The organism is Pseudomonas sp. MAG733B, from assembly GCF_036884845.1.
Lineage (GTDB): Bacteria > Pseudomonadota > Gammaproteobacteria > Pseudomonadales > Pseudomonadaceae > Aquipseudomonas.
Window position 1 is genome coordinate 4,874,221 of the sequence record NZ_CP145732.1, and the last position, 22,686, is coordinate 4,896,906.

The following is a 22,686-nucleotide window of genomic DNA, read 5'->3' on the forward strand; positions in this document are numbered from 1 at the left end:
AAGCAACTAACACCTTGGTATAGCCCGTTAATACCTAGTCATACTTCGGCTGACCCTATGTAGCAGTGTCAGATCCAGACCCCTCGAATAACATCTGTTCCAGATCAAGCCGAACCCGACTGTTTAGTGATGCCTTCTTGCGTCGCAAATGGTCAACCGCCGCGATGGCGCTTACATCGCACATTCTTTTTTACGCCCTCGATTGTTCTTCAGGAGCTAAACAATGAAACAGCAAATTTTGATTATTGGTGCAGGGTTCGGTGGGGTCTGGAGCGCATTGAGCGCCGCCCGTCTGCTGGACAAGCACGATCGAAATGACGTCGAGATCACCGTGTTGGCTCCTCAGGCCGAACTGCGCATCCGCCCGCGTTTCTACGAGCCTGACGTGCATACCATGAAGGCACCGTTGAACGATTTGTTCGACGCGGTGGGCGTGAAATTCGTCAAAGGCTCGGCCGAGATCATCGACGAGAAAAGCAAAACCGTCAGCTACATCAACGCCGCGGGCATTGAGGGCAAGCTGAGCTACGATCGCCTGGTGCTGGCCGCCGGCAGCAAGCTGCAGCGTCCACCCGTTGAAGGCATGCTGGAACATGCGTTCGACGTCGACGAGATCGAATCGGCCAGCCGCCTGGAAGCCCACATCAAATCGCTGAAAGACAAACCGGACAGCACCGCCCGCAACACCGTGGTGGTGGCCGGCGGTGGTTTCACCGGCATCGAGACCGCCACCGAAATGCCGGCGCGCCTGCGTGCCGTGCTCGGTGAAAACGCCGACATCCGCGTGATCGTGGTCGAACGCTCACCGAAAATCGGATCAGCCCTGGGCGAAGGCATCAGTCCATCCATCGTCGAGGCTTCGGAGTATCTGGGCATCGAATGGGTTGTCGGCGCCACCGTTGCCTCGGTCGATGCCAACGGCGTCACCCTCGCCGACGGTCGTCGCATCGAATCCAACACCGTGATCTGGACCGTCGGTTTCCGCGCCCACTCGCTGACCGAGCAAGTGCAAGGCACCCGCGATCATCAGGGCCGCCTGCATGTTGATCAGAACCTGAAAGTACGCGGTCACGCCGATGTCTACGCCTCCGGCGATGTGGCTTACGCCGCGACCGATGACCTGGGCAACTTCGCGGCGATGTCCTGCCAGCATGCGATTGCCCTGGGCCGTTATGCCGGCAACAACGTTGCCGCCGAGCTGCTGGGCGTCGAGCCGATGGCCTACAGCCAACCCAAGTACGTCACCTGCCTGGACCTGGGCGCCTGGGGCGCGGTGTTCACCGAAGGTTGGGATCGCCAGGTGAAACTGGTGAAAAAGGAAGCCAAGGACCTCAAGACCCAGATCAACACCGTGTGGATCTATCCGCCGGCGGCTGATCGTGCCACCGCATTGGCGGCAGCCGACCCGCTGATTCCGGTGGCCTGAAGACGACGGATGCGGCCGTGAATGCCACGGCCGTGACACTTCAAAACGGAGGTGATCGAAATGTATGGTTTTTTTGAGCATCCGTATCAGGTTTTGAAGTTGTCCCACGCCATGCTCATCGGCGGACTGATCGCGTTAGTGGTCGGGGCGATTCTGGCCTACGGCCTGGATCAATACCTGTCGCTGCCCAGCGTGGTGATGGCCCATGCCATGACGATTCTTGGCCCGACGGCCATCAAGCTCGGTTATGTGATGCGCCTGCTGACGCTGCATCGCCTGCGGCGCCAGCAAGTCATCGATTCGCCTGGCCTTGCCAGGTGATGTGAAGCTCAACGCCTGTATCCCGGACAGCCCACTCCTTGCTGGCCCGGGACATTTCCCAAGCGCCCGCCACTGGTTTTTCTGGCGGGCGTTTTTTCTCAAGCCGGATCGACCCGACATCGCGCTAAACATTTGCTCCAAAGGATGGATGACCAGCCCGTTTCAGCAGCGCTTTTGCACCACAACACCAACACCCCTCACAAAGAGTTTGCCCGGCATTACCGATGCCTTGCGAGTTGCCGTTCGATAGCAAAAATCCGGAAGAACAAATGTCTATCATTAAACGTTGCAAGAAACTTTTTATGTCAGATGCCGTCGCCTGGCTGGCCGCCATTGCAGCGGGATGCATGATCTTCATTACCAACGCCTATCTCGACCTCGATGTGGCTCCGACACTGTTCTACATCACCCTGGTGTTCATGTCGGCGAACTTCTTTCCTGTTCCTGTCTTCCTTGCCGTCGCCCTGGGTTGCGTGGCCATTCTGACCGCCACTTTTATTGCCGACGCAGGCTATCGTGATCACCGGTTGATCGCCGGATTCGTGCGCTGCCTGATTGCCTTGACCACCATTACCCTGCTGGCCCTGCGCAGCAAACGCGCGACCAACACGTTGCGCCGCAAAGAGGCGTTCTTCCTGGGCGCACAAAAACTCAGTCACACCGGCAGTGTCGGCTTCACCATCAATGACGAAGTCATCGTTTCGTGGTCGGACGAAGCTTCGCGCATTTTCGAATACCCGCTGGACGAAACACCGACGCTGGCGATGGTCCGGGGACGCACTCATCCCGATGACCTGGCGATTTTCGATAGTGTTCTGGAGCAGGCCGCGCGCCAGCAAAGCCTGATCGAAGTGGAACATCGGCTGGTCATGCCGGATGGCCGGATCAAGTACGTGCAGATGATCGCCAACCCGTTGTTCAAGAATGGCCGGCGCATTGAATACGTTGGCGCGTTGATGGACGTGACGGCGTCCAGACAATCCGAAGAAGCACTGTTTCACTCCCAGGCGCAACTCGCGCACGTGACGCGGGTGACGTCCATGGGCGAACTCGCGGCGTCCATCGCCCATGAAATCAATCAACCTCTGGCGGCGGTGATCACTAGCGGGGAGTCCTGCAAACGCTGGATCAATCGCCCTGAACCGAACCTCGAAGAAGCACGCCGTTCACTGGACCGGATCATTCAAAACTCGGCCCGGGTTTCCGATGTCATCGCCTGTATCAGGGCGCTGTCGCGTCAAAGTGAAGTGCAGCGCAAGGCAGAAGCGTTCGACGACATCGTCAGTGACTCACTGACGCTCATGCAACATGACATAGGCAACCACCAGGTCCGCCCACACTCACAATTGGACGCTCCCGGCGCGCATATCAAGGGCGATCGGATTCAACTGCAGCAAGTCATCATCAACCTGATCATCAATGCCTGCCAGGCCATGGCCAATGTGCATGACCGCACTCGAACGCTACGGATTCAGACCTCCGTGCAGGACAACGAGGCGGTGCTCGAAATCGCCGACTCCGGCACCGGCATTGACCAAGACATTCTCCCATCGCTCTTCGATCCGTTCTTTACCACCAAACCCACCGGCCTGGGGATGGGCCTCTCGATCTGTCGCTCGATCATCGAGTTCCACGGCGGGCGCATCTGGGTCAGCAGCACCGTGGGCGTCGGCACACAGTTCCTCTTTGCAATTCCGCTGACCACCCTGAGACACGATGAATAACCCTCATCCACACCTGATGCCGCTACGCGGCGACACGGAGATCAAGCAGTGTCCATCGATGAACTGAACCACCGCTCTGAACACCAAAACCCTGCGCACGCGCAACCGCGCACCGTCATCTTCGTGGCGTATCCGCAAATGGGTTTGCTGGACTTGACCGGTGCCCAGACCGTTTTCTGGGCGGCAACCCGTAGCCTGGCTGAACTCGGTTTGCCGGGTTATGACTTGCACACGGCCAGTCTGGACGGCGGGCCGATCCGCACCGGCGAAGGTCTGGTGGTGGAAACCCGGCGCCTGAGTGAACTGGCCGATAGTCCACCTGATACGTTGATCGTTCCCGGCTCGCCACACATGCGCCAGGTCATGGCCGACAGCGCGCCGCTGGTGGACTGGCTACGCGTCGCTGCCGGCACGGCCAGGCGCACCACATCGGTGTGCAGCGGTTCGTTTTTCCTGGCCCGCGCGGGTTTGCTCGATGGCCTGCGTGTGGCGACTCACTGGCTGATGGCCGACATGTTCGAGCGGATGTTCCCGCAGGTGGAGCTCGACCGCGAGGCGATTTTCGTCCAGCAAGGCTCGGTGTGGACATCCGCCGGGGTCAGTGCCGGGATCGATCTGGCGCTGGCGATGGTCGAGGCCGACAACGGTCGAGAGGTAGCGATGCAGGTCGCCCGGCGCATGGTGGTGTACTACCGTCGCCCGGACAATCAGGAGCAATGGAGCCCGCTGTTGCAGTCGCAATATCCGGCCGCCTGATCCGCAGGCCTTGCATCGGGCAAGGCCGCGTTCACTTTCTTTGCAGCAGCCATTGCAGCAAACCGGTTTTCTTGACCTCCACCGTTTTTTGCATGACCAGGGTCTGACGGATTTCCTGGCGCTGATCCTGCAAATTACTCAGGGCGGTTTTCAATTCAGCGAGGTGCTCCAACTGGCTGCCGAACAGGTTTTTCTCGATGCGAAACAGACGTCCGCTGGTAATGCTGCGGAACTCCCCACGCGAAGGTTTATCGGCAAGAATGCCCTCCTCGCCCAAGACTTCACCCGGCCCCATACGCCCGACTTCCACCAGTTTTTCGTCGTCATGAATTGCCACCGACACCACACCGGTGCTGATGATCATCAGGCAATCGGCAACCTCGCCGAATGCCAGAATCACCTCGTCGGCCTGATAGTCCACGGGGCTCATTTCATCGGCCAGGCGGTCACGCTCGTCATTGCTCAGCGAGCGGAATATCCGCACGTCCTCCAGCAACCGACGCTGACGGTTCCAGTGCTGCTCGTCCTGGCCGTGGCCCCAGCTGACACCCGCGGCTTCGAGGTGACGATGGGCCAGGTCAAACATCAGGTTGCAGATTTCATTTTTGCTTTTGGCCGAGGCGATGAAGCCCTTGAGCTCGTACTCGGTGTAATCCAGGTGCGAGGCTTTGACCGAGACTTTGGCCGTGCGCGCCGGCAGTAGCGCACGGGTACCGCGCAAGGTTTTTTCCAGGGCATCGATGGCCCGGCGCGGACGCACACTGCTGGGCACGGCGATGATCACACTGACTCCATGCACATCACCCGGCCGACTGAAATTGATGATCCGCGCTTTCGCAGCCACCGAGTTGGGCACTACCGCAATGCCACCCATGTCGGTCATCAAGTGGGTCGAGCGCCAATCGATTTCGACCACTTTGCCCTGGGTACCGTCAATGGAAATGCTGTCATCGAGTTGGTAAGGCTTGGTGGTGTTGAGCACGATGCCGGAAAACACATCGCTTAAGGTGCTTTGCAACGCCAGGCCGACAATGATCGCCATCGCTCCGGACGTCGCGAGCAAGCCCTTGACCGGCAACTGCAAAACGTAGGCGGCGGCGCCGACAATGCCGATCAGGAAAATCACGGCGCCCAGCAGGTCGTACAGCAAACGCGCGCTGTGCCCGGCCCTGGACGTCAGGCCATAGCCAACGATGATGGTCACGGTCCGGGCCGCGAACAACCACCAGCCAATGCCCAGCACCGTACCCATCAGGTTAAGGACGGCGTCGTCCGGCCACAGTGGCGGTTGCAACGGGCTGATGCCGGCCGAGGTCATGACCCAGCTGAACGCCACAAAAATACCGATGCGAACGCACAGGCGCAGGTTGTGCCGCGTCGCGCCGATCAGTTGCCAGAGCGCCAGGTCGATCACGACCAGGATGACACCGCAGATCAAGGGGTGAGTTTGCAGGAACGTGAACATGAATGATTTCTCCACTGCCCTTTTCAGCAGTCAGGAACCTGCGGGCGATTGCCGTCAAAAACAGATTAGCGCCGATGGGAGAAAACACCGCGAAGGCCGGCGACCAGCCTTGTGCATCTGATTGATCGGCACTGTAAGTTGCCCGAATGCACCAGGCACTCCTACCTCAGTGCTAACCGTTAATACCCAGGTATGACGAGGCTGACCCCCATGTGCTAGCGCGCTGTCTTGAGGTAGGAGTGTTATCCGGACCCCGTCGATTTACGCTGGTCACCTCGAATGAATCAACTCATCGCGCCGATGCGCTGGCCTGAGGACGGTTGTCATGAACGCACTGCAAAAGCTGTACATCGTCAGTCATCCGATGCGCATCAGCCGTTATGGTGCGCACACGTCCCTGTCCATCGCCGAGCGCGTGGAGATCATCGACGCATTGACGCAAACGCTGAGCACCACACTGGGCATTCTCGCTCAGCTCAAACGGGGTCAGCAGAAACTGCACAACGTCAGCTTCCTGCCGGTCCAACAGCTGTTCCACCGGCTGGTGCGCACCAATACCGACTATGCCGAATTCCTCGTTGCCGGCATCACTGACCTGGGCGGATATGCCGAAAGCGCATCGCTCTACGCCCTGAATGACACAAACGAGGCACAGTGTTTTGCCGATTGCCTGACAGGCATTTGCCAGGGAACGCGCCGCCTGCGGGCTTTCGATGCCTTGCTGCGTGATTACCGGGAATGCGCCATCGCCAACAAGGACAACGCCAGCAAACGTTTTTTCGAAGAATGCACGCGCCACACCGCGCGGTTTCTGTTGTTGATCGAGGACAACCTCAGCCATGAACAACCATGGTGAAGGCTCTATCTCAAGACTTGATATTGATAACCCGTCGCAACTAAGGCGAAAAACCAACCAAACATACCCAAGTATACTATTCCGCATTTTTGGAGCGCGTATCTTGCAAGTATGGCGGGCGCCACTTAGCGCCACTCGCAATGACGCAAGGTTTCTACATGTTCAACTCAGCTATTATTTCAGTTGTTGATGATGACGAACTTATTCTTGTCTCACTGGACAGTTTATTGCGCTCTTACGGTTACACGGTAATGACCTACAACAGCGCCTATGCGTTTCTTGAGTCCAGCGGGCCAGAGCAGACCCACTGCCTGATCTCGGATATTCAGATGCCCGGCATGTGCGGGGTAAAGATGTACGAAGCGCTGGCGGCCAGGAATACCCATATCCCCACGCTGTTTATTACGGGTAAACCGGGGCTGCCGCCGCAGTTCAGTGCCAGTGTGCGAAAGCCTGAAGGTTACTTTTCCAAACCTTTTAATACCGATGCGTTGCTGGCGTGTATAGAACGGGCCTTGAAGCGCCGGATTTGATATTGATTAAACAACTTACCTTTTCTTTATCCGTTTTCGATTAGTTAAGACTTTCACGCTCCCCACTCAACTAAAACATCAACTTAAAGAAACCGTGCCATGCCCAAAAACAAACTGACCTCAATCAACGGCGCGCCCGTCGTCGACAACTTCAATATCCAGACCGCCGGCCCTCGTGGCCCGGCACTGCTGCAGGATATCTGGCTGCTGGAAAAACTCGCTCACTTCGACCGCGAAGTCATTCCCGAGCGGCGCATGCATGCCAAAGGTTCCGGCGCCTACGGCACCTTCACCGTGACCCACGATGTGACGCGCTACACCAAGGCCCGCCTGTTTTCGGAGGTCGGCAAGCAAACGCCGATCTTCACCCGGTTCTCCACCGTTGCCGGCGAGCGTGGCGCCGCCGATGCCGAGCGTGATATTCGTGGTTTTGCCCTGAAGTTCTACACCGAGCAAGGTAACTGGGATTTGGTGGGCAACAACATCCCGGTGTTTTTCTTCCGCGATCCATTGCGTTTCCCGGACCTCAACCACGCGGTCAAACGCGACCCACGTACCGGCATGCGCAACGCGCAAAGCAACTGGGATTTCTGGACGTCACTGCCCGAAGCCTTGCATCAGGTGACCATCGTCATGAGTCAGCGCGGCATCCCCCGCAGCTACCGGCACATGCACGGTTTCGGCAGCCACACCTTCAGCCTGATCAACGCCAACAACGAGCGGTACTGGGTCAAGTTCACCTTCAAGAGCCAGCAGGGCGTGCAAAACCTCAGCGACGAGGAAGCGCAAAACCTCATTGGCCGCGACCGGGAAAGTCATCATAGGGATCTGTTCGACAGCATCGAAGCGGGCGACTTTCCGCGCTGGACGTTCTATATCCAGGTCATGACCGAAGACCAGGCCCACGACCACGAAGTCAATCCGTTCGACCTGACCAAGGTCTGGCCGCACAAGGATTACCCGTTGATCGAAGTAGGCTATTTCGAACTCAACCGCAATCCGGAAAACGTCTTCGCCGAAGTCGAGCAAGCGGCGTTTTCGCCATCGAACGTCGTGCCCGGTATCGGCTTCTCACCAGACCGGATGCTGCAAGCGCGCTTGTTTGCCTATGGCGACGCGGCGCGTTATCGCCTCGGCGTCAACCATCACCAGATCCCGGTCAACGCCGCCCGCTGCCCGGTGCACAGTTTCCATCGCGACGGCGCCATGCGCGTGGACGGCAACTACGGCGGCCAGTTGGCGTACGTTCCCAACAGCGATGACCAATGGGCCGACCAACCGGACTGGCGTGAGCCGCCGCTGAAAATATCCGGCGCTGCCGGGCATTGGGATCATCGTGTGGATGAGGACCACTTCGAACAGCCGGGCAACCTGTTCCGCCTGATGTCGGAATCGCAGAAGCAGGCGCTGTTCGAAAACACCGCGCGTTCGCTCAGTGGCGTGTCGCAACAAGTGCAGCAGCGGCATGTTGCTCACTGCACCAAGGCCGATCCGTTTTATGGGGCTGGGGTTGCGAGAGCGTTGGCCGAACTCGCCCGGTAAACCCAAAACCCTGTGGGAGCTTGCTCCCACAGGATCATCCGGGGATTCAAAAAATCAGTGCGGCACACCCAATTTCGTCGCCACCTCACCCGCTGCCAGATGTCGTCCATCGGCCGCAACCAGTTCCAGTTTCTGAATCGGTTTGCGATTTTTCGCATCGACCATGACCGACCCGAGTTCGCCGGGCTCGTACATGAATTCATTGCCCCACTGCGACAGCGCAATCAGCACTGTCTGCAACGCACGCCCCTTCTCGGTCAGCACATATTCCTTGTAAACACTGCCATCCGCGGCCGGGAGCATTTCCATCACACCCTGCGCCACCAAGCCTTTGAGCCGTGTACTCAGAATGTTTTTCGCGACATCCAGGCTTTTCTGGAAATCGCTGAATCGCCGCGTGCCGGCAAGGGCGTCACGAATGATCAGCAGCGACCACCAATCGCCGATCAGATCAAGGGACCGGGCCACCGGGCATGGATCACCCTGCAAGCTTTTGCGCTTCACCTCATTTACCTCCATTAAAAATTGACGGATTGGCGCAAAGCACGCCTTCCAGTCAGTGGTTGCATAATACAACCTTGGGTGCTAATAATTACAACTGTTGGTTTTATTATAAAACCAAAAACCCGATTCCAATCTGTTGACGCCAGTGCCAGGCACACCTTTGTACGGGCCTCAATGGTTGCATCATGAAACCTAAAAAATAGGAATTCCCCCATGAAACTGGCTGGAAAAACGGCATTCATCACCGGCGGCAATAGCGGCCTGGGCCTGGCGACCGCAAAGCTTTTCATCGCAGAAGGCGCAAAAGTGGCCATAACCGGCCGCAGTCAAAAAACCCTGGATGAAGCGCGCGAAGCGTTAGGTCCGAACCTGCTGGCAATCCAGGCCGACCTCACCGATGTCAAAGAGATCGAACGCGCCGTGGCCGAGGCCGTCGCGGTGTTCGGCAAACTGGATGTGGTATTTGCCAATGCGGGAATCGCCGGCCTGACGCCCGTCGGCGGGACCACACTGGAAGCCTTCCAGAGCATCATCCAGACCAACCTCACCGGCACCTTTTTTACCGTGCAGGCTGCTGAACCGCACCTCAATCCCGGTGCCTCGATCATTTTGAACGGCTCGGTTCACGCCGACATGGGCTGGCCGGGCTACAGCGCTTACGCAGCGACCAAAGGCGCGGTCCGCTCGATGACGCGAGTCATGGCAGCAGAGTTCGCCCCACGAGGGATCCGGGTCAATCAGATCACACCCGGCGCCGCACGCACGCCGGTATGGAATCCGCTTGCGTCGAGTTCGGCAGCCATGGATGCACTGGAAGTGAAATTGGTGACGACCATTCCCCTGGGTCGCATTGGCGAAGCCGAAGAAGTCGCCACGGTGGCGCTGTTCCTCGCCTCCAGCGATTCAAGCAATGTGGTGGGTGCAGAGATTGTCGTGGATGGCGGCGCAACCGGTTCACCCTTGGGCGCACCGGCTCACCGGAAAAATTGGGAGTCTTGAGGCACTGGCGATAATCGACAAGCGATTTGAATGACCTGTGGGAGCGAGCTTGCTCGCGATAGCGGCGTGTCAGTCACCGTCAATGGCGACTGGAACACCGTCATCGCGAGCAAGCTCGCTCCCACAGGGTTTGTTGCTTCATTTCAGGACGCGCTGAGCACCCATCAAATTTCCGTAGCCCTCAAGACCACCGGCGCGACTGAACTATGGCGTGTGCACAAGCCGAGCGTCGATGGCATCATCACCCGCTACGAAGGTTTCGATGCCGATGGTGAACTGGTCATCCGGCTGTTCGGCGTGCGCAAGCCGGGCATCCCGGAGCGTGACGACTGGCGTTCCCTGGCCGAAACCGTCACCGTCCTGAACGACTAAGGAAAAGTCTTGATGCGTATCAAATCACTGCGGGTCGCCGGCGGCGCGTTCAGCGAATGGGTGGTCGCCCTTGGTAGCGAGAGCAAACCGGTGGGTGTCGACAGCTATCTCCAGACAACAGAGAGCAACCGATGACGGCCATCGTTCGGCCACGGCCGATGCTGATTACCCTGGGTCTGTTGTTGCTGTTGGTGTTCTGGCTGTCCCTGGCCCTCGGGCCGGTCAGCCTGCCGCTGGGCGATACCTTGCTGGCCGGGATGCGCTTGCTCGGGATGCCGGTTGACGGTGGCGACACGCAACAGGCGGAACTGATCCTCGGTCAGATCCGCCTGCCGCGCAGCTTGCTCGGCATCGCGGTCGGTTCGGTACTGGCTCTCTCGGGCGTGGCGATGCAGGGGTTGTTTCGCAACCCGTTGGCAGACCCGGGTCTGGTCGGCGTGTCCGGTGGCGCGGCACTCGGCGCAGCTTTCGCCATCGTCGGTGGCAGCATGCTGGGCGGTTTGCCGCCGGCCATCGAGCCGTATCTGCTGTCGGTCTGCGCCTTCGTTGGTGGCTTGATCGTTACGGCGGTGGTGTATCGCTTCGGGCGCAGCAACGGCCAGACCGACGTCGCCACCATGTTGCTGGCGGGCGTGGCGATGACGGCCATGGCCGGTGCCGGGGTCGGTTTGTTCACCTATCTGGCCGATGACGCCACGTTGCGCACCCTGACCTTCTGGAACCTGGGCAGCCTCAACGGCGCCAGCTACCCGCGCCTGTGGCCATTGCTGATCGTGGCGGTGGGCGTGGCGCTGTGGTTGCCGCGTCGCGCGGCGGCGCTCAATGCGATGCTGTTGGGCGAATCGGAAGCGCGTCACCTGGGTTTTAATGTCGAGCGGATCAAACTCGAACTGGTGCTGTGCACGGCGCTGGGCGTCGGTGCCGCCGTAGCGGCGGCGGGCCTGATCGGATTCATCGGTCTGGTCGTCCCGCACCTGATGCGGCTGCTGGTCGGTCCGGATCATCGGGTGTTGTTGCCGGCCTCCTTGCTCGCCGGGGCTAGCCTTTTGTTGCTGGCCGATCTGGTCGCCCGCCTGTTGCTGGCGCCGGCCGAGTTGCCGATCGGCATCGTCACCGCACTCATCGGTGCGCCCTTCTTCCTTTATCTGCTGGTGCGAGGGCGTTCCTGATGCTGCGGGCAAACAACTTGCTGGTGCGGCGCGGCAGTCGCACCGTGCTGGCCGACATCGATATCGAGTTACGTCCGGGTGAAGTCCTCGGCGTGCTGGGGCCTAACGGCGCCGGTAAAAGCACCCTGCTCGCCGCCCTTTGCGATGAGCTTCCCATCAGTGAAGGAACGGTCAGCCTCGACGAGCGCAAGCTCGCGGACTGGCCCGGTCAGGAGCGAGCCAAACGCCTGGCGGTTCTGCCGCAGAGTTCGAGCCTGAACTTCGCCTTTTCGGTCAATGAAGTCGTGGGCATGGGCCGTTTGCCCCATGCCAGCGGCCGCGTGCGCGATGCCGAAATCGTCGCCGAAGCGCTGAGTGCCGCCGACGCCTTGCACCTGGCCGGGCGCAGTTATCTGGCCTTGTCCGGTGGCGAGCGCCAGCGAGTGCATCTGGCGCGAGTACTTGCGCAACTGTGGCCGGGTGCCGAGGGGCAGATTCTGCTGCTCGACGAGCCGACGTCGATGCTCGATCCGCTGCACCAACACACCATTCTACAAGCGGTACGCGACTTCGCCGGGCGCGGTGCGGCGGTGCTGGTGATCCTGCACGACCTTAATCTGGCCGCGCGTTATTGCGATCAGTTGCTGCTGTTGCAGGACGGACGCCCGCACGCCTACGGCCCGCCGGATGACGTCCTGACCGCCGAAGCACTGCAAGCGGTGTATGGGCTGCAAGTGCTGATTCACCAGCACCCGGAACGTGGCCACCCATTGATTATCGCACGCTGATACCCGCCCCCTCCCGCCATTGCAAGCGAGGGGGCCACCGTCTAATAAGGAAAACCGATGCGCATTCTGCTGTTATGCCTGGTCAGCCTGCTGGCGGCCTGCCAATCCCATTACGTCGCACCGCCACCGACGCCGATCGCCCCGCAAGGTCGCAATCACGCGGATCTCGGGGTGATCCGCGAACTCGCCACCGGCCGCACTCTCACCCCGCAAGAACTGGTCGAGCGTCTGGCTGCTGCGCCACGGGTACTGGTCGGTGAACAACACGACAACCCCGATCACCATGCCGTGCAACTGTGGCTGCTGCGCCAACTGGCGGCGCAACGTCCGCAAGGCAGCCTGCTGATGGAAATGCTCAACCCCGACCAACAGGCGAAAGTCGACGCCGCGCAGGCCGCCACTCGTGCCGGTCAGCCAACGGCCGACGCTTATCAGGCGCTGTCCTGGCAAGCCAACTGGGATTGGGGCGTCTACGGTGCGATTGTCACTTACGCCCTGCGCCAACCCTACCCGCTGCTGTCGGCCAACCTCGATCGGTCGCAGATCATGCAGATCTACAAACAGCGTCCGACCCTCAGCGGCGAAGCGTCCATCACACAACAGGTGCAAGCGACTTTGCTGGAAGACATCCGCGAATCCCATTGCGGCTTGCTGCCTGAAACGCAGATGCCAGCGATGCTCGCCGTCCAGCAGCAGCGTGACCGACGCATGGCCGAGCGCTTGATGGCGGCACCGACGCCTGCCGTATTACTGGCCGGGGCGTTCCATGTGCGCAAGGACCTGGGCGTGCCACTGCACCTGAAAGACCTCGGTGCTGGCGAGGGCAACGCGGTGCTGGTGCTGGCCGAAGCGGGCAAGACCGTGACCGCCGAAAGCGCGGATTACGTGTGGTACACCGCCGCACAACCGGAGCAGGACCACTGCGCGAAATTACGTCGTTAAAAAGCAAAAGATCGCAGCCTGCGGCAGCTCCTACATGAGATCTGTGTAGGAGCTGCCGCAGGCTGCGATCTTTTGATCTCACGGCGCCTGAAAGGTCTGCAAATACGCCAGCAAATCATCGATCTTTTCCTGATCGCTGATCCCCCAGAAAATCATCCGCGTCCCCGACACCACGGCCTTCGGATCCTCGATGTACGCCGCGAGTTTTTCCTGCGTCCACACCACTCCGGATGACTTCATGGCATCGGAGTACTGATAGTCCGTGGTACTCCCGGCAACACGTCCGAAGATATTGTTGAGCTGCGGACCAAAAAAGGGGCGCGCGCCCTCTCCGACCTGATGGCAACCACCGCAGACCCGCTTGAACAGTTTCCCGCCCGCCTCGGCATCGCCGGCGGCGAAAGCGTGTGTGCCGAACATGCCTGCACCGAGGCTCAGTACGAGCGTCATCACGACCGCTTTGTTCATTCCCATGGCTCCAGATCAGGCATTGCCTACAGCAAAAAATGGCGGTCATTTGATCACGACCCCGCCTGCAAACCGAAGCCTTTCAAACGTTCAATTTCGCCGATCTGCCAGCCGCCCCCGCATTTGACCCGCGCCGGGCATACCTGTGTATGAATTTTTAACACCTAGATGTTCGCCCGAACAACCTACGCATAAGTGACGTGTTTTTTCCGCCAATTAAGATGGCTGGCATGAATGTCGGGCCGAAATGGCAGGCATTCATGCCAACCCGATTGTTGCGTGAACGATCCCGTGACTCACTAGGTGAACATGATGAACACCCACAACCTTGCATTAGGAATTGTCCTCCTTTCGGCCCTCGGTCTTATCGGGGCGAACACTCAAGCGGCCGAAGCGGGAGCCACCACGACCGGTGCCAACACCGCCGCACACAACGTTGCCGAAGGTGCGCCCGACCGCATCAAGGAAAAACAACTGGCCGAAGGTGGCGCTGATCGCCTGCAAGAACGACGACTCGCCGAAGGCGGCGCCGATCGTCTGCAAGAACGACGACTCGCCGAAGGTGGCGCCGATCGTCTGCAAGAACGACAACTTGCCGAAGGTGGCGCCGATCGTCTGCAAGAACGACAACTTGCCGAAGGTGGCGCCGATCGCCTGAAAGAACGACAACTTGCCGAAGGTGGCGCCGATCGTCTCAGAGAGCGGCAACTGGCTTCTGACGGTTCCGATCGGCTGAAGCAAAACAGCGTTGCAGCGGGCGGTTACAACTCGATGCGCGGCACCCGCGTAGCAGAAGGCGGTTCTGACCGGTTGCGGCAAAACCACTATGCCGATGGCAGCAACGGCTACGATGCCAGCTCCGATGTCATGCCCTACTTCTGCATGGAATGTCGCTGAGCGGCCATTGAATCACCGCAAAAAAAATGTAGGAGCGAGCCTGCTCGCGATAGCGGATTGTCATTCAACATTGATGTCGACTGACATGACGCCATCGCGAGCAGGCTCGCTCCTACAGGTTTTGCGTTTTAACTTCAGTCCTTGAAGTCAGTAGACAGCGCCAGCTCATTCCACTCGGCCAGTTCCTCGGCGACGAAGCGGTTCTTCGCTTCGATGCGCGCGATGGTATCGCTGCCCAGCGCCAGACGCTGTGGCGGTTTCGGCGCATTGACCAGGGCGAACATCGCCTCGGCAAATTTCACCGGATCACCTGGCTGCGCATGGTTGGCCGCCTCGGCATGCTTGCGCATCGCGCCGACCGTTTCATCGTAGTCCGGCAGTTCCAGCGCGGTCTTGACCAGCGATTGCTCGTCGAGGAAGTCGGTGCGGAAGAAGCCCGGCTCGACCACCGTGGCGTGGATGCCCAGCGGTGCCAGCTCCTGATGCAGCGCCTCGGTGATGCCTTCCACCGCAAACTTGGTCGAACCGTAGACGCCCCAGCCCATGTAGGCCTGGTAGCCGCCAATCGAAGAGATGTTGATCACATGCCCGGAGCGCTGGCGGCGCATGTGCGGCAGTACCGCACGGGTCACGTTGAGCAAGCCGAAAACGTTGGTGGCGAACAGACGCTCCGTCTCACTGGCACTGGTTTCTTCCACCGCTCCCAACACACCGAAACCGGCATTGTTGATCAGCACGTCAATCCGGCCAAAACGCTTGATGCCTTCCGCGACCGCCTGATGCGCTTCTTCTTCGCGGGTCACGTCCAGACGCACGGCCAGCAGGTTGGGATGGTCGCCCAGTTTGGCGATGACTTCTTCAGGTTTACGGGCGGTGGCAATCACCGCGTCGCCGGCACGCAGAGCACGTTCTGCGATGAGGGTACCAAAACCACGGGAAGCTCCAGTAATCAACCAAGTACGCATTTCAACTCCTCCTGTCAGCGACCCGAGCGTTATTGCCGGGCCTTCTTGATGAGTTGACGCAACTTTAAAACTCCACTACTGATGTGATAATCCCAATAATTTTGCATGGCTTTGTGAAAGGTATTCACAGATGAAAGCACCTTCGGCGGCAGATCTCTCGACCTTCCTGAGCGTGGCCAGCCACCTGAACTTCAGCCGCGCGGCGGTGGAACTGGGGCTGACGCCTTCCGCCCTGAGCCATTCGGTGCGCACCCTGGAAAACCGCCTCGGCGTGCGCCTGTTCAACCGCACCACCCGCAGCGTCGGCCTGACCGAGGCCGGCGAGCGTCTTTTCGCGCGATTGAAACCGGCGTTCCGCGACATCGACGATGCGCTCGAAGACCTCAACAGCTTTCGCGACAAACCCTCCGGCAACCTCAGGATCACCGCCGGGCGCCAGGCTGCAGAACTGGTGGTGCTGCCGCTGGCCGCACGGTTTCTGGAGGCCTACCCGGACGTGAAACTGGAGATCGTGGCCGACGACGGCCTGGTCGATGTGGTGGCGGCAGGTTTTCATGCCGGCGTGCGCTTTGGTGCGCGACTGGAGGCGGACATGGTTTCGCTGCCGATCGGCGCCTACATGCGCTCGGTGGTCGTTGCCTCACCGGCGTTCTTCGAACGGCATGCAATCCCGCAAAAACCCGAGGACTTGCATGGCCTGCCGTGCGTTCGTCACCGCTTCCCCAGTGGAACACTGTATCGCTGGGAGTTCGAACGTGGCGGTATCGTCCAGGAAATCGAAATCGACGGCCCGCTGACGCTGGGCGATGTGAGCCTGATGGTCGGCCCGGCATTGCTGGGCGTTGGCATCGCTTACATTTTCGAAGACATGGTCAAGGCGCAAATCGCCGATGGCAGCCTGATCCAGGTGCTGAGCGACTGGTGCCCCTACTACCCGGGCCTGCATCTCTACTACCCGAGCCGCCGACATGTGCCGGCGACGCTCAAGGCGTTCATCGAGTTTGCCCGGGCCGCCCGGGAGTAGCTGCCAAGCCAGTAGACGCGGCTTGATCAGGCCTTGAGATAGTCCAGGGTTTGCGCCGTGGTCCACAGGCCGTTGGCGATGTAGCGGTAGTTGATCAACGCCGCCAGGTAGCCATCGCCTTCAGGGGTGGTCGGGCCGGCGGTGGCGTCACGCACCACGGCGACTTCAAAGCCCTGTTCCAGCAGTTCGCGCAAGTGCGACTCGACGCAGAGGTTGGCCGCCATGCCCGCCAGAATGATTTGCGACACTCCATGCTTGCGCAGTTGCAGCGCCAGGTCGTTGGTTTCCGGGCCGTAGACCTTGTGCGGCGACGCGATGATGGTTTTTCCGTCGAGGATGTACGGCTTGAATTCGGGCATGAAATCGGCGCCGGAGTTTTCGAAACCGTCGAGGGTCAGCGGGCCCTTGCGATCGAACATGCAGATACTGTGCATGACCTTTTCCAGCGGCCCGCCGAACTGCCATTTGTGGTCGCACGGATAGTAGTAATGCGGCGAAACCGCGACGGTGATGCCCGCGTCTTTGGCGGCAGCAAACAACTGGCCGAGGTGATTGACCACGTCATGTTCGACGACGCTCTTGCCGAAGATGCTCCAGCTCACACCCTCGGGGCTGAGGAAGTCGATCTGCGGGTCGATGACCACCAGCGCAGTGCGGGACAGGTCAAGCTTCATGCCCGGATCCGGCAGCGCAGGCTCTGCCGGGTCAGCGTACTGGGGGGCGGTGCGAATCGGATCGTTACTCATGACGGTGGACTCCGGACGTGGACAAGAAAAATCACTCTGCGCCGTGGCACCGGGAAGGGGTGTTGGTTACCATCGGCGAGAACTTCATCCTACGGTCGCGCCCTGCTCCCCTTTTGTCAGGACGTACAGCGTCTTTACCCGGGCGTCTCTAAATGGACATTCTTTCCGAATTCTTCGAACGCACGCATTTGCAGGGCCGGCTGTTTTTTACAGGCACGGTGGACGGCACGCTGGTCCTCGACAAACCGCCGGGCATGGCGTTTATCCATGTGATCAGTCGTGGTGGCATGGACATGGTGCAGCCGGGATTGCCAAAGATCTCGATCAGCGAGCCCAGCGTGCTGTTTTGCCCCAGCAGTTGCCGTTACCAGTTGCGATCGAGTACGGCCGACGGAGCCGAACTGATCTGCGCGTCATTCCAGTTCGGCCGCAACTCCCTGCAACCCTTCCCGCTCGGGCTCAAGGAAACCCTGGTGTTTCCGTTCAGGGAGCTGGAAAACCTCGCACCGTTAATCGGCAGCCTGATCGGTGAATTCGAGGATCAGGCCCCCGGCCGGACCAAGGCGCTGAACCTGCTGCTCGAATACATTTTCGTGCTGCTGGTGCGCCGTTCAGTGGTGGAGGGAAAGATTTCCAGCGGCCTGCTCTATGCCCTTCAGGACGGACGCCTCGGGGCGGTGTTCAACCGGATTCACCAAGAGCCCGAGGCGCTCTGGACCGTCGAGAAACTCGCCCAGCTTGCGAACATGTCGCGCTCGAAATTCTCGGCGTGCTTCACCCGGATCATGGACATTTCACCCATGGGCTACGTCACGGCGTGGCGCATGAAACTGGCCCAGGACCTGTTGCGCGAAGGGGTGCAGATCAAGGTGATCGCCGCAACGGTCGGCTACAGTTCGCAAGCCTCGTTCTCCCGAACCTTCCTCAACGTGGTGGGCCTGCCACCGGCCGAATGGCTCAAACGCGATGCCAGCGATCAGGATCAATCGCCAATCACGGCGCGGGTGATCCGGGCGGCTGAAAACCTTTAACCCTGTCAGAGAGAAAACCGATGGTCACGTGCTACCTGAAATATGTGCTCGATCCGTACAAGCTCGACGCGTTCGAGCACTACGGCAAGTTGTGGATCCCGCTGGTGGAGAAATTCGGCGGCCAGCATCACGGCTATTTCCTGCCGTCCGAAGGCGCCAACAACATCGCCCTCGCCATGTTCACGTTTCCCAGCCTGGCAGCATATGAACACTATCGGCAAGACTCGATGAACGACCCGGATTGCATCGCCGCGTTCAAGTACGCCGAAGAAACCCGCTGCATCCTCAGCTACGAGCGCAGTTTCTTCCGACCGGTCTTCGGTGAGCCGAAAGCGCAACAGGCCTGATCGGCCTCAAGGCGCATTGACCACGACGTAAGTCACGTCGCTGCCTTGATACTGCGGCTGATACCAGGTCGAGCCGCACTGCATGTAGACCGTGTTGTATTGCATGACTTGCACACAGTTGGTGGGCATTTGCGCCGGGGTCATGATCGAGCCGACGACTGCGGCCGTCACGGCAACCGTGGCCGTAATTGCCGCTGCGGCGGCAATCGGATGGTAGTGATCGTCGTAGCCGTACCGACCGTGCCCATCGACATCGATGTCGACGTCGCGATGGTTGTCGATGTTGACGTTGCGATTGACGTTACGGTTGTGCGTGCTGTTGTTGATGTTGGTGCGGTTGCCCACGTTGTTGCCGGCATTGACCCGATTTCCGGAGTTAACCCGGTTATTGGCGTTGACCCGGGTGGCCCGTTGCGTGTTGCCGGTGTTGATGCGCTGCGCCCGTGGCGCGCTGGGTGGCGGTGGCCGGTTTACCGAAGCCCTGGCGTGACCTTGGGCGCGCATGGGCCGGGCGTCGGCTTCGGCGATCAGGCCGATGGTCAGCGCCGAGGCGGTTACCAGGGATAACAACAGGCTGCACGACATTGCGCTGTTCATGTCATTCCCCTCCCTTGTCACTGGCTTTCTTCAAAGGAATGGACACATCACCTTTGCCCGGTTTGAAGGTGAAGATCGAGTCCTTGATGTCCGGCTTGAGGTTCCAGCGATAGACCGCGCTGTACTCCGGAAAACTCGCCTCATCGGTGGTGGTAATCACCAGTTTGCACGGCAATGGTTTTTCGGCGCGGGTGATCCATAGCTGCCAGTCGATCCCCTGCTGCCGGAACGCCAGGTGATCGCAGAGCTTGCCGTTGATCGTCGATGGGCCGACGTACAGCGCTTCCTTCAGGGCATCGATCTGCGACTGATCGCTGCCAAACAGAAACAAGTCTTCCATCGGGACCTGAACGCCGTAATAGTCTTCGAGCCGGTGCAAGGTTTCAGACACTTTCGGCGGCGCATCGACCGTGGTGTAGTACTTGAGGAACGGCGAATACTGGGTCAGTTTCTTGCCGTTGTAGAAGAACTCCCGGGTCCTGACATCGCCCTCGGTCTTGGCATACAGCCGATCATGGCCGACCACTTTCAGCGTCGTCACGGCCTCGGTTTTGATCTTTTGCCCGGACTCGAGCACCGAGTCCCTGGTGATTTCGGCGTCGACCTGAAACCTTTTCAGGCTGCGCAGGTAATTGCCCATGTCAATCACCTTGTCGACCACCTGCGGGTTAATCAAAGGCGTGTTGTCGGCAGCTGGCGGGTCCTCGGCGTGAGCGACGGGAATCACGGCCAAGGTGAACAACAGGCCGAAAATACTCATATCGACTTTCATGGATCCCGCTCCTGGCCTGCGCACGTTCCTGGACTGAATTTTCAGCCTAGACCCCACTTGCCCTGACCGCCATCAGCCCTGTTTCAGATCCAGACAATAGGTGTAGTAACCCGGATCGCGCACGTAACCCAGCGACTCGTACAGGTGCTGCGCGCTGACGTTGTCGGTGGCGGTTTCCAGGGTCATGCCCTTGGCGCCGGCCAATCGGGCAAAGTCGCGGGCGGTGTTCATCAGCAGCGTGCCGACGCCTTTGCCACGGGCGGCGGGCGTGGTGAACAGATCGCCAAGCAGCCAGGTGCGATGCGCATCGATGGAGGAAAAAGTCGGGAACATCTGCACGAAACCCAAGGCTTCACCGTCGGCGTCCTCGGCATAGAAGATCACCGATTCGTCGCGGGCGATGCGTTCGGCGATGAACGCGCGCGATTGCGGCAGGTTTGAAGGTTGGAGGTAGAAACCCCGGTAGGCGTCGAACAACGGGGCGATTTTGTCGATGTGGGATGCGTCTGCGCGCAAGGCCTGAATAGCCATGAGGATGCTCCATTGCGGTCTCAAGGAATTACAGACTAGCAATGGCAACGGAACAGAGACGCACTATTTTCCTGAAAGCACCGCGACCCACTGTGGGAGCGGGCTTGCTCGCGAAGAGGCCGTGTCAGTCGACATAAATGTTGAATGACACACCGCTTTCGCGAGCAAGCCCGCTCCCACATTAGGCTCCCACATTGGATTGCGGATTGTGGTCAGACCCGCACGTTACGTCCCGGCAATCCATTGCGCTGACTGTTCTCCCAGTTCTCCACCAACCCCACCGGTACATCCGATGCCGGCAGCATCTTCACGCCACGCACCAGATCCGAGGCACGTTCGGCGAGCATGATGGTCGGCGCATTGAGGTTGCCGTTCGGTTCAGTCGGGAACACCGACGAATCGATCACCCGCAACCCGGCAATGCCATGCACCCGCAACTCGGAATCCACCACCGCCATGTCGTCCTCGCCCATGCGGCACGAACCGCAAGGGTGGTAAGTGCTTTCGAGGTTTTCACGCACGAACGCATCGAGGTCTTCATCACTGGTCACCAGCCCGCCGGGAGCGATTTCGCCGTCACGGAAACGGTCCATGGCTTTCTGACCGATGATCTCGCGGGTCAGGCGGATGCAGCGGCGGAAGCCTTCGCGGTCCTCTTCGCGTTGCAGATAGTTGAAGCGGATTTCCGGATGTTCATACGGATCGGCCGAACGCACCCGCACATAGCCACGGCTCTTCGGTTTGTTGGGACCTGTGAGCACCATGAAACCGTGGCCCTTGATCGGCTTGTTGCCGTCGTAGCGCATCGCCGCCGGCAGGAAGTGGAACTGGATGTCCGGCCAGCGCAGGCCCTTCTCCGAGCGAATAAAACCACCGGCCTCGAAGTGGTTGGTCGCGCCAAGGCCATCCTTGAACAGCAGCCAGCGCAAACCGATCATCAACTTGCTCAGCGGGTCCATCTTGCTGTTGAGCGTCACCGGTTCCTTGCAGCCGAACTGGATGTACACCTCGGCGTGGTCCTGCAGGTTCTCCCCTACTCCCGGCAGATCATGGCGCACGCCGATCCCGGCTTTGCGCAGGACTTCGGCCGGGCCGATGCCGGAGCGTTGCAACAGGTGCGGCGAACCGATCGGCCCGGACGAAATCAGCACTTCGCGGTTGCAATACACCTGATGGGTCTGGCCGTCGTGGTCGTACATGACCCCCACCGCACGCTTGCCTTCGAGGATGATCTGCCGAGTCATGGCGTGGGTGATCACGGTCAGGTTCGGGCGGCCCATCGCCGGGCGCAGATACGCATTGGCGGTGGAGCAACGCACGCCGTTTTTCACGGTCATGTGCATCGCGCCGAAACCTTCCTGCATGTAGCCGTTGCAGTCTTCGGTCTTGATGTAGCCCGCCTCGGCACCGGCTTCAACCCAGGCCCCGTATAGCGGGTTTTTCATGTGGTTGCCGTTGGTGGTGTGCAGTGGCCCGGTTTGCCCGCGATAGCTGTCGCCACCCGACTCATAGCTTTCGGCACGCTTGAAATACGGCAGGCAATTCTTGTAGCCCCAGCCCTGGGCGCCGAGGGATTCCCATTCGTCGAAATCCAGCGCGTGACCACGGATGTAGACCAGACCGTTGATCGACGACGAACCGCCCAGCACTTTGCCCCGAGGGCAGTGAATGCGTCGGCCGTTGAGGTAAGTCTCAGGCTCGGTCTCATAGCGCCAGTTGTATTTCTTGGTGTTCATCGGGATCGAGAAGGCACTGGGCATCTGGATCACTACGCTCTTGTCGCTGCCGCCGAATTCCAGCACCAGCACCGAGGTGGCGGGATCTTCGCTCAGGCGGTTGGCCAACACACAACCCGCCGAGCCTGCGCCAATGATGATGTAGTCGTATTTTTGCGTGGTCATGCTTTGCGTGGTCATTCTCTGCGTGGTCATA

At 59.7% G+C, this 22,686-nt stretch carries 25 protein-coding genes and 1 pseudogene; 17 read left to right on the forward strand and 9 right to left on the reverse strand.

The features are described 5' to 3' along the window. Positions 1 to 223: 223 nt before the first annotated feature. The 4 genes from V6Z53_RS22305 to V6Z53_RS22320 all read left to right on the forward strand — a co-directional run bounded on the left by V6Z53_RS22305 (position 224) and on the right by V6Z53_RS22320 (position 4,227). Positions 224 to 1,426 (forward strand): NAD(P)/FAD-dependent oxidoreductase, encoded by a 1,203-nt coding sequence (locus V6Z53_RS22305; protein ID WP_338581806.1) that lies wholly within the window; start codon positions 224 to 226, stop codon positions 1,424 to 1,426. 60 nt (positions 1,427 to 1,486) lie between these two features. Next, positions 1,487 to 1,747 carry a transmembrane sensor/regulator PpyR gene (locus tag V6Z53_RS22310; protein WP_338581807.1) on the forward strand — a complete coding sequence of 87 codons (261 nt, stop codon included), beginning with the start codon at positions 1,487 to 1,489 and terminating at the stop codon, positions 1,745 to 1,747. A 302-nt stretch (positions 1,748 to 2,049) separates the two neighbouring features. Further along, complete coding sequence (locus V6Z53_RS22315) at positions 2,050 to 3,471, forward strand: ATP-binding protein (protein WP_338581808.1); 1,422 nt, start codon at positions 2,050 to 2,052, stop codon at positions 3,469 to 3,471. 48 nt (positions 3,472 to 3,519) lie between these two features. Next, on the forward strand, positions 3,520 to 4,227 hold the full coding sequence (locus V6Z53_RS22320) for an AraC family transcriptional regulator (protein WP_338581809.1): 708 nt from the start codon (positions 3,520 to 3,522) through the stop codon (positions 4,225 to 4,227). Positions 4,228 to 4,258: 31 nt separating this feature from the next. Here V6Z53_RS22320 and V6Z53_RS22325 read toward each other — a convergent pair whose 3' ends face one another. Further along, positions 4,259 to 5,692 carry a mechanosensitive ion channel family protein gene (locus V6Z53_RS22325; protein ID WP_338581810.1) on the reverse strand — a complete coding sequence of 478 codons (1,434 nt, stop codon included), beginning with the start codon at positions 5,690 to 5,692 and terminating at the stop codon, positions 4,259 to 4,261. A gap of 325 nt (positions 5,693 to 6,017) precedes the next feature. Here V6Z53_RS22325 and V6Z53_RS22330 point away from each other — a divergent pair, with 325 nt between their 5' ends. The 3 genes from V6Z53_RS22330 (at position 6,018) to V6Z53_RS22340 (ending at position 8,623) form a co-directional block, all read left to right on the forward strand. After that, positions 6,018 to 6,548 carry a hypothetical protein gene (locus V6Z53_RS22330; RefSeq protein ID WP_338581811.1) on the forward strand — a complete coding sequence of 177 codons (531 nt, stop codon included), beginning with the start codon at positions 6,018 to 6,020 and terminating at the stop codon, positions 6,546 to 6,548. Positions 6,549 to 6,706: 158 nt separating this feature from the next. After that, complete coding sequence (locus tag V6Z53_RS22335) at positions 6,707 to 7,081, forward strand: response regulator (protein WP_338581812.1); 375 nt, start codon at positions 6,707 to 6,709, stop codon at positions 7,079 to 7,081. 99 nt (positions 7,082 to 7,180) lie between these two features. Then, positions 7,181 to 8,623, forward strand: coding sequence for a catalase (locus V6Z53_RS22340; RefSeq protein ID WP_338581813.1), 1,443 nt, complete (start codon positions 7,181 to 7,183; stop codon positions 8,621 to 8,623). 54 nt (positions 8,624 to 8,677) lie between these two features. On the opposite strand, the gene V6Z53_RS22345 is transcribed toward V6Z53_RS22340, so the two are convergent. Then, on the reverse strand, positions 8,678 to 9,127 hold the full coding sequence (locus V6Z53_RS22345) for a helix-turn-helix domain-containing protein (protein WP_338581814.1): 450 nt from the start codon (positions 9,125 to 9,127) through the stop codon (positions 8,678 to 8,680). Between the two features lie 213 nt (positions 9,128 to 9,340). On the opposite strand from V6Z53_RS22345, the gene V6Z53_RS22350 reads away from it, so the two are divergent. The 6 genes and pseudogenes from V6Z53_RS22350 to V6Z53_RS22375 all read left to right on the forward strand — a co-directional run bounded on the left by V6Z53_RS22350 (position 9,341) and on the right by V6Z53_RS22375 (position 13,376). Further along, positions 9,341 to 10,126 (forward strand): SDR family oxidoreductase, encoded by a 786-nt coding sequence (locus tag V6Z53_RS22350; protein ID WP_338581815.1) that lies wholly within the window; start codon positions 9,341 to 9,343, stop codon positions 10,124 to 10,126. 165 nt (positions 10,127 to 10,291) lie between these two features. Next, positions 10,292 to 10,498 (forward strand): annotated as a pseudogene (locus V6Z53_RS22355) (hemin-degrading factor); the annotation flags it as partial. Positions 10,499 to 10,510: 12 nt separating this feature from the next. Continuing rightward, a complete protein-coding gene (locus V6Z53_RS22360; RefSeq protein ID WP_338581816.1) occupies positions 10,511 to 10,633 on the forward strand; it encodes a hypothetical protein in 123 nt (40 codons plus the stop codon). 50 nt (positions 10,634 to 10,683) lie between these two features. After that, positions 10,684 to 11,667, forward strand: a complete 984-nt coding sequence (locus tag V6Z53_RS22365) for an iron ABC transporter permease (protein ID WP_338586547.1) — start codon at positions 10,684 to 10,686, stop codon at positions 11,665 to 11,667. Further along, the gene (locus V6Z53_RS22370; protein WP_338581817.1) at positions 11,667 to 12,434 is read left to right on the forward strand and encodes a heme ABC transporter ATP-binding protein; all 768 of its coding nucleotides are present in this window, start codon (positions 11,667 to 11,669) and stop codon (positions 12,432 to 12,434) included. Before V6Z53_RS22365 ends, V6Z53_RS22370 begins: the two co-directional genes overlap by 1 nt. A 57-nt stretch (positions 12,435 to 12,491) precedes the next feature. Next, positions 12,492 to 13,376: a ChaN family lipoprotein gene (locus tag V6Z53_RS22375; RefSeq protein ID WP_338581818.1), complete on the forward strand. Its 885-nt coding sequence runs from the start codon at positions 12,492 to 12,494 to the stop codon at positions 13,374 to 13,376. Positions 13,377 to 13,454: 78 nt separating this feature from the next. Here the strand turns inward: V6Z53_RS22375 and V6Z53_RS22380 are convergent, their stop codons facing one another. Next, positions 13,455 to 13,844 (reverse strand): cytochrome c family protein, encoded by a 390-nt coding sequence (locus tag V6Z53_RS22380; RefSeq protein ID WP_338581819.1) that lies wholly within the window; start codon positions 13,842 to 13,844, stop codon positions 13,455 to 13,457. A gap of 312 nt (positions 13,845 to 14,156) precedes the next feature. Here V6Z53_RS22380 and V6Z53_RS22385 point away from each other — a divergent pair, with 312 nt between their 5' ends. Then, positions 14,157 to 14,741 (forward strand): phage infection protein, encoded by a 585-nt coding sequence (locus tag V6Z53_RS22385; protein ID WP_338581820.1) that lies wholly within the window; start codon positions 14,157 to 14,159, stop codon positions 14,739 to 14,741. 134 nt (positions 14,742 to 14,875) lie between these two features. Here V6Z53_RS22385 and V6Z53_RS22390 read toward each other — a convergent pair whose 3' ends face one another. Next, the gene (locus V6Z53_RS22390) at positions 14,876 to 15,706 is read right to left on the reverse strand and encodes an oxidoreductase (protein WP_338581821.1); all 831 of its coding nucleotides are present in this window, start codon (positions 15,704 to 15,706) and stop codon (positions 14,876 to 14,878) included. A gap of 130 nt (positions 15,707 to 15,836) precedes the next feature. On the opposite strand from V6Z53_RS22390, the gene V6Z53_RS22395 reads away from it, so the two are divergent. Continuing rightward, entirely contained in the window at positions 15,837 to 16,730 is an 894-nt protein-coding gene (locus V6Z53_RS22395; RefSeq protein ID WP_338581822.1) for a LysR family transcriptional regulator, read from the forward strand. A 26-nt stretch (positions 16,731 to 16,756) separates the two neighbouring features. On the opposite strand, the gene V6Z53_RS22400 is transcribed toward V6Z53_RS22395, so the two are convergent. Beyond that, positions 16,757 to 17,476 carry a cysteine hydrolase gene (locus tag V6Z53_RS22400; RefSeq protein ID WP_338581823.1) on the reverse strand — a complete coding sequence of 240 codons (720 nt, stop codon included), beginning with the start codon at positions 17,474 to 17,476 and terminating at the stop codon, positions 16,757 to 16,759. Between the two features lie 152 nt (positions 17,477 to 17,628). On the opposite strand from V6Z53_RS22400, the gene V6Z53_RS22405 reads away from it, so the two are divergent. Continuing rightward, a complete protein-coding gene (locus V6Z53_RS22405; protein WP_338581824.1) occupies positions 17,629 to 18,507 on the forward strand; it encodes an AraC family transcriptional regulator in 879 nt (292 codons plus the stop codon). Positions 18,508 to 18,527: 20 nt separating this feature from the next. After that, positions 18,528 to 18,854 carry an NIPSNAP family protein gene (locus V6Z53_RS22410; RefSeq protein ID WP_338581825.1) on the forward strand — a complete coding sequence of 109 codons (327 nt, stop codon included), beginning with the start codon at positions 18,528 to 18,530 and terminating at the stop codon, positions 18,852 to 18,854. A gap of 6 nt (positions 18,855 to 18,860) precedes the next feature. Here the strand turns inward: V6Z53_RS22410 and V6Z53_RS22415 are convergent, their stop codons facing one another. The 4 genes from V6Z53_RS22415 to betA form a co-directional block, all read right to left on the reverse strand. After that, positions 18,861 to 19,451, reverse strand: a complete 591-nt coding sequence (locus V6Z53_RS22415) for a hypothetical protein (protein ID WP_338581826.1) — start codon at positions 19,449 to 19,451, stop codon at positions 18,861 to 18,863. A gap of 1 nt (position 19,452) precedes the next feature. Further along, positions 19,453 to 20,223, reverse strand: coding sequence for a DUF2092 domain-containing protein (locus V6Z53_RS22420; RefSeq protein WP_338581827.1), 771 nt, complete (start codon positions 20,221 to 20,223; stop codon positions 19,453 to 19,455). Positions 20,224 to 20,295: 72 nt separating this feature from the next. Then, on the reverse strand, positions 20,296 to 20,754 hold the full coding sequence (locus V6Z53_RS22425) for a GNAT family N-acetyltransferase (RefSeq protein ID WP_338581828.1): 459 nt from the start codon (positions 20,752 to 20,754) through the stop codon (positions 20,296 to 20,298). A gap of 212 nt (positions 20,755 to 20,966) precedes the next feature. Then, a complete protein-coding gene (gene betA, locus V6Z53_RS22430) occupies positions 20,967 to 22,655 on the reverse strand; it encodes a choline dehydrogenase (RefSeq protein ID WP_338586548.1) in 1,689 nt (562 codons plus the stop codon). Positions 22,656 to 22,686: the final 31 nt, after the last annotated feature.